This window comes from Vibrio sp. 2-2(8), assembly GCF_963888495.1.
GTDB classification, from domain to species: Bacteria; Pseudomonadota; Gammaproteobacteria; order Enterobacterales; family Vibrionaceae; genus Vibrio; species Vibrio anguillarum.
Map to the genome: position 1 here is coordinate 277,435 of NZ_CAWPJM010000052.1, position 6,553 is coordinate 283,987.

General features: G+C 48.2%; 6 protein-coding genes and 1 pseudogene. All 7 read right to left on the minus strand.

The window, feature by feature from the left end:
• Window positions 1–2: 2 nt before the first annotated feature.
• Window positions 3–1,061, minus strand: a complete 1,059-nt coding sequence (locus AACV12_RS15425) for a nucleotidyltransferase family protein (protein ID WP_170900708.1) — start codon at window positions 1,059–1,061, stop codon at window positions 3–5.
• A gap of 25 nt (window positions 1,062–1,086) precedes the next feature.
• Window positions 1,087–1,725 carry an acetyltransferase gene (locus tag AACV12_RS15430; RefSeq protein ID WP_170900710.1) on the minus strand — a complete coding sequence of 213 codons (639 nt, stop codon included), beginning with the start codon at window positions 1,723–1,725 and terminating at the stop codon, window positions 1,087–1,089.
• Window positions 1,718–2,791, minus strand: a complete 1,074-nt coding sequence (gene neuB / locus AACV12_RS15435; protein ID WP_170900711.1) for an N-acetylneuraminate synthase — start codon at window positions 2,789–2,791, stop codon at window positions 1,718–1,720. Before neuB ends, AACV12_RS15430 begins: the two co-directional genes overlap by 8 nt.
• A 6-nt stretch (window positions 2,792–2,797) precedes the next feature.
• Window positions 2,798–3,976 (minus strand): UDP-N-acetylglucosamine 2-epimerase, encoded by a 1,179-nt coding sequence (gene neuC / locus AACV12_RS15440; RefSeq protein WP_170900713.1) that lies wholly within the window; start codon window positions 3,974–3,976, stop codon window positions 2,798–2,800.
• A 14-nt stretch (window positions 3,977–3,990) separates the two neighbouring features.
• On the minus strand, window positions 3,991–5,136 hold the full coding sequence (locus AACV12_RS15445) for a LegC family aminotransferase (RefSeq protein ID WP_170900715.1): 1,146 nt from the start codon (window positions 5,134–5,136) through the stop codon (window positions 3,991–3,993).
• A gap of 9 nt (window positions 5,137–5,145) precedes the next feature.
• Entirely contained in the window at window positions 5,146–6,336 is a 1,191-nt protein-coding gene (locus AACV12_RS15450) for a UDP-N-acetylglucosamine 4,6-dehydratase (protein ID WP_170900717.1), read from the minus strand.
• A gap of 75 nt (window positions 6,337–6,411) precedes the next feature.
• Window positions 6,412–6,553: pseudogene (locus tag AACV12_RS15455) on the minus strand (ISAs1 family transposase); the annotation flags it as partial.

Genomic DNA, 6,553 nt, shown 5'->3' on the forward strand with positions numbered 1-6,553 from the left:
TTCTAAATACCTAGGTTTAGTATGTCTATTTGCGCTCGATTGAAATCATCCATTCGGCCGATATCCAACCAATACTCGTGAATTGGGAACATCAATACGTTGTTTCTTTCCTGCATGTGTTGTTCTAATAGGGTCGGCATATCAATACGATGATTTTCTGGTACGGATTGAATCACACGTGGAGAGACCACGTAAATCCCCGCATTGACAAAAAATCGCTGGATAGGCTTTTCCACCATACTGGTGATTTTGTTGCCTTCTCCATTGATCACGCCGTATGGAATTTGGTAGTCGTATTCACGCACACACATGGTTGCGTCGGCGTCATGGCTCACATGAAAATCGAGAAGGCGTTGAAAATCGACTTTGGTCAACACATCACCATTCATCATGATCAACGGTAAGCCTTCTGGCAAATCATTCGGTAAAAGGCCAAGTGCTCCCCCTGTGCCAAGCGGGGACTCCTCATGTACATAAGTGATATTTACACCGAGCTCTGAGCCATCGCCAAAATGTGCATGAATCAATTCAGGCATGTAATGTGTCGAGATATAGAAATTGACGAACCCCGCTTTGATAAAACTGCGGATCACTGTTTCAAGGATCGGTTTGTTGCCGATTTTGAGCATTGGCTTAGGACAGTTATCCGTCAGCGGACGCAAACGAGTACCAAATCCGCCAGCCATCAAAAAAACAGGATTTTGATATTTCGGGCGATGCAATGCGCCATGCAAGGTTTCAAGCCCCACCACTTTTCCTGCCTCATCTAGAAGCGGAATAGATAGGATGCCTTTTTTCTCCATCAGCTCGATCAAATCTTCTCGACGGGTTCCCATCTTCGCTATCGTCGGAGATTGGTTCATCACCAAAGAGACAGGATCAGCCAGCGTCAGATTCTTGAGCAGGCCACGGCGAATATCGCCATCGGTTACAACTCCAACCAAATGCTGGTTGTTGTCAACCACTAACGCAACCCTTAAGGCCTCGTTATTAATGATCTCCAGCGCATCGCGTATTGAGTTGTCAGGTTTAATCAATACATTGTTCCAGCAATAGCTCATGGAATATCCTTGAATTTTATTTGTTTTATTTAATATAGGCGCGAGTTGGATAGCATGTACTGCCCTTCTTAAGTGATTGAGTCACTATCGCCCCAGCCCCAACGACGCTCTGCAATTCTAAAACTAAACCTTGAATGACTGTTGCATTTGCACCGATATACACGTCTTCCTCCGTAAACACGTCGCCACATAAGGTGGCATGAGGCGCTATGTGATTGTAGGCACCAATTCTGCAATCGTGCTCAATCAAAGCTTCGCTATTCACTATGGAATGTTCGCCAATAACCGTGCCAGTCTGTACTCTCGCACCAGGGAAAATCTGTGCTCCCGATTTCACTTCAGCAAAGGAAGATACCTTAGCGTCACTCGCAATCACCGTTTCAAAAACATACCCTTGTGCGAGAAACTTCTCGTTAATACGCTGACGAAAAGTTGAACGAGGCCTCATGCCAATACCGTTTACCAACCGCACACTATCTGGAGAGAAGCGTGTAATATCCTCATCTTGGGCAAAATGGGGAATGCCTGCCAATACCGCCCGTGATGAAACGTCATCAGGGCAAATGACGGCAAGTATTTCTCGTCCTTGGCCAAGTAAGATATCAGCCAAAACACTGGCGTGTCCGCCTCCGCCAATCAAAACAAGCGGTAACGGTTTATTCAATGATCAAATCTCCGACTTGATAATCTCGGCTTGCTTTGCGCTCGAGTATCTCCCAATACTGATAAGGTGACATGCCACTGCCCGGGCGCTTAATCGTCACGTTATCTGCACTAAAGGCATCGCCTGCTTGAATCGCTTGACTTGCCACCAAGCTTTTACGTGCCACCGCTTTGTTTTTGACTTCAGAGACGGTTGGCGATTTTACCGCAGTGCCCAACGCCACTTCTACTTGGCGAATCGCTTTCACCATCGCGGCCAATTCATCGGGTTCAAGTGACGCCTTGTGATCAGGGCCTTCCATATTTTTATCAAGGGTAAAGTGCTTTTCAACCAACACAGCGCCACGCGCCACCGCAGCAATCGGGATGGTGATCCCTTCACTATGGTCAGAATAACCCGCTGGTAAATCAAACGCCTTGCCGAGCGTATCCATTGCTTTGAGATTAATTTCTGCTATCGGGGCTGGGTATTCGGTGGTGCAGTGCAGGATGGTCACTTTCTCTTTCAGAGCTTTCTGCCCTTCATTTGATGCGTAAGCTTGCTGAAAAGCCAACACCGACGGTGCAACGAGATCCGCTGCAGTGTAGCCAAAAGCGATGACGCCCAATGCCATTTCAATCTCAGCCAGTGTCGCCATCCCCGTAGACACGATTAAATCACATCCGGTGCGCGCATGCTCAAGGACTAATGGCGCATTGGTCAACTCACCAGAAGGCAATTTCAGTCGCGTTAAACCAAGATCATTAACGAGGAAATCTAAGCTTTCAGCATCAAAAGCGGTCGAAAGGAACTCAATACCCAGGGACTCACAATGTTTGACTAACTGGTGGTGAGCCGCATAAGACAGCTCAAGTCGGCTAAGCATGGCTAGCTGCGACTCTTGCTTTTGCGTATTGGCCACTTGGTAATCCGCTTGCTTGGCTTGTTCTGTCACTAAGTTTTTGGCTTTAAAGGTTTGAAACTTAACAATATCGGCGCCAGCTTGATGCGCAGCGTCGACGAGTTTAAACGCCAGTGCTTCGTCACCATTATGGTTTACACCCGCTTCTGCAATGATTAGAGTCATGCTGCCTCACTCAATCGGTTCAAAGGGTAAGTCATAGAATGACTTACAAGGTTCAAAATGAAGTGATTTTATCATTGCAATCACTTGCGCACTGCTATCACCTTGGCCATAAGGATTATCGATCACTTCACCGTCAGCCTTATAGCCTCTGGTAATGGCCGTTTGGATTGCTTGTTCAATCTCTTCTTTAGATGCCCGGCAATGCAAGACACTTTTCGCCGCTAAACGCCCTTGCTGGCGCACGCCAATATTCACCGTCGGTACATCAAAAGCAGGCACTTCAATAATGCCACTGGATGAGTTGCCAATCACAGCGCTAGCATGTTTCACCACGCTGAGATAACGCACCTGCCCCAGAGAAGGGATGGCAAGCACACGTTGTGGGTTTGCAGCCGCATACGCTTCGAGCATTGGAATGATGCGCCTGCCGCCATCATCGGCATTCGGATAAGTGAGGATCACTTGATGCTCAGGGTAAGTGTCAAGTGCATCGAGCAAGGCCTGAAAACTGGCTTCGGGCGCTTCCTCGCCTAAGGTAACGGGATGGTAGGTCACCAAGAAGTACGGCTGAGTCAAAGGGAAGTTGAGTGATTGAGCCAGAGCAGGCACATCCATAAACTGTGCACGCTTAAGGTGGTCAAGCCCAATAGCGCCGATATTTTTCACACGCTCTGGCGCTTCCCCTAACTGGATAACGCGCTGACGATACGCTTCGGTCGAAGTACCATGCAGATAGCTCAGCTTGGTGATCGCATGACGAATAGCGTCGTCATACGCACCCTCGGTGATCTCCCCACCATGCAAATGAATCACCGGAATACGCAGAATCATCGCCGTTTGCGCCGCAGCGAGTGCTTCAAAACGATCGCCAAGAATCACCAGAACATCTGGTTTAAGCCTTGCCAACGCATCGGCAAATCCTAACACACCGAGCCCCATGCTTTTGGCTGTGCCTACCGCAGAATCCGATGAAAGTAAGATTTCGATTTTCTCGTCGATATGAAAGCCATCTCGCTCAATTTGCTGATAGGTTTCGCCGAACTCAGGCGATAGATGCATGCCCGAAACCAGCAGTTGAAGCTTCAGCTCTGCATCGGCTTGAATATCTTTTAGAAGCCAAAAGAGCAGACCATACTCTGCTCTTGTTCCGGTAAAGACGGCGACTTTTTTCTGATGTTCGCTCATGCTCGCTCCCTCACCTAAGCGCCAACGGGCGTACTCGGTAAGTTAATCAGGTGTGCTTCAATGAATTCTGAATGGGTCAAATCCCCACGCAGGGCTTGTTCGAACATCGGCAAGCGATGCATAAGTTGCCAGATTGGACGAGTCATCACTCCTGCAGCATTGGTCTGCTCCAGCAGTTCATTACGCTGCTGTGCATCCGCGCAAATGATGGCATTGAGCCAGTAGTTCGACTGCGCGTATTCTGGCTCGACCACAAACGTGACATCGCTACCGGCAAAAAACGCTTGGTATTGCTGCGCCAATTGGCGTTTTTGCGCCAGATAGCGTTCCAGCACTTCCATCTGCGCGCAGCCCAGTGCCGCATTTAAGTTCGGCATGCGGTAGTTAAACCCTGGCTCATCATGGAAGAACTCATACGGGTGCGGCACTTTCGCCGTCGTAGTCACATGCTTAGTGCGTCTGCCCGCGTCTTCCGTGCCACACAGCACCATACCACCACCACCCGTGGTAATGATTTTGTTGCCATTGAAGCTCACCGCACCAAATTCACCAAGCGTTCCGGTGTGTTTGCCCTTGTAAAACGAGCCTAGACTTTCTGCTGCGTCCTCGACTAACGTGATGTGCCATTTCGAACAAACGGCAACCAGTTCATCCAGTTCGACAGGATGACCGAAGGTGTGCATCGGCACCACCGCTTTGATTCTTCTGCCCGTTTGCTTATGGATGCAACCTGCCTCAGTGACTTCTGCATACTCTTCCAAGAAGGCATTCACCGCTTTAGGACAAAGGCCCAGACTCACAGGCGATACGTCAACAAAAATCGGCTCGGCCCCCATATGATAAAGCGCATTGCAAGTTGCAACGAACGTCAGCGCTTGGGTGATCACCAAATCGCCCCGCTCAACGCCCGCCATGTACAACGCAGCGTGCAGCGCTGCGGTGCCATTAACAGTGGCAACCGCGCGGGCGCTGCCAGTAAAGGCTTCCATCTTGCGCTCAAGCTCATCAACAAACTTACCGACGCTCGATACAAAGGTGCTGTCAATGGTTTCCATCACATACGCTTTCTCATTGCCCGAAAACGTCGGGGCATGCAGTGGAATAAACTCTTGGGTTTGGTATTGGTCGCGAACAAACTCAACCAGCCGTGGTGCTTTCATGATTCGCCCTTACATCTTGCTATCAAGGTATTTGCCCGTTTCTTTGTGACCGAAATCGGGGATCATGGTAAAGAATAAGTCAACAATTTGCTCTTTAGTCCATTCGCGAGCCGCCTTCATTTGGCCAATCTGCGTTTCAAACAGACTTAACAACTCTGGCTGATACAGAGGGTCGTTTTTGATGATGCCCAAGTTTTCAAAGCGGGCCATATCGAGCACTTCTTTGTTAGTGAAAAACTCTTCAAAGTCTTTCTCACCTGTAGTGTCACTTTCGGTAAAAAGACAAGGCCATTTTCCTTGCGCTGGTAGCGTTTTAGCGAGCTCACGCGCTTCATCTTCATTGGCACACAAGTGAGGCTCGTAACCACGTTGCTTGAGGTACTTCACTGCAATGTCGGCAAAAGTGATCAGATGCAGCGCTTCACTGAGTTTCGGGAAGAAAATGTCGCGATTTTCGCCAAAAATGCACGACATGAGGCACAGCTCGCCGGATTCTTGCGGCGTTACGAAATAACGCTTGATGTCGTTTGGTGCGACAATCGGCTGATTTTTTTGGATACGTTGGTTAAAGCCGTGCAACAGAGAACCATCAGAAAAGGCCACGTTAGCAAAACGCGCAGTTGAGATGGCAATTTGCTCACTCTTACGCATCAAGAACATTTCCATAATGCGTTTGGACGCCCCCATCATATTGACGGGGTTGGCTGCTTTATCGGTCGAAACACAGAAGTACTTTTTAACACCAGCATCAATCGACTGTTGAATGGTTTTATCGGTATTGAATACGTTGACATCGATCATACGCATCAAGGTAAATGGGTCTTTCTCACTGCGCACATGCTTGAGGGCAGAGAGGTTTAAGACATAATCATACTGACCATCGGCTTTGATAAAGGCATCATACTCAATCGAACCGATATCCAAAGCGAAGGTTTGGAAATCGCCGTCAATGTAGCCAAATGAACTGCGAATATCGCGTACCAACTCCACCATGTTGTTTTCGCTGATATCGACTACATGCAGCTTCTGCGGATTGCGCTTAAAGATTTCTTTGGTGACAGCTTGGCCGATGGACCCTGCGCCACCCAAAACAAGAAAACGAGACTCTGAAACGATACGAGATAGCACTGTTTCATTTTGGAAAATATCTTGAGTAAACAGCGCATCGGTACGACCGATAAGTGGGAGAATTGGGTTCATTTTGTAATACCTAACCTCATTTTATTTATTTTTGCATCCCAGTATTTTCATGTAACCACGGAAACCGCATGAACATCACCGCCCTGTAAGGCTTTCGAGAACCTTACTTAGGTAGTTTTCGTCCATTGCGCAGTTCATCCGTTTGCGTTTAATACCACCTTTAAAGGTGGTTTCACTCTTTAATAGGTTCAAACACATCTGCCTGATCCTTGCTAAA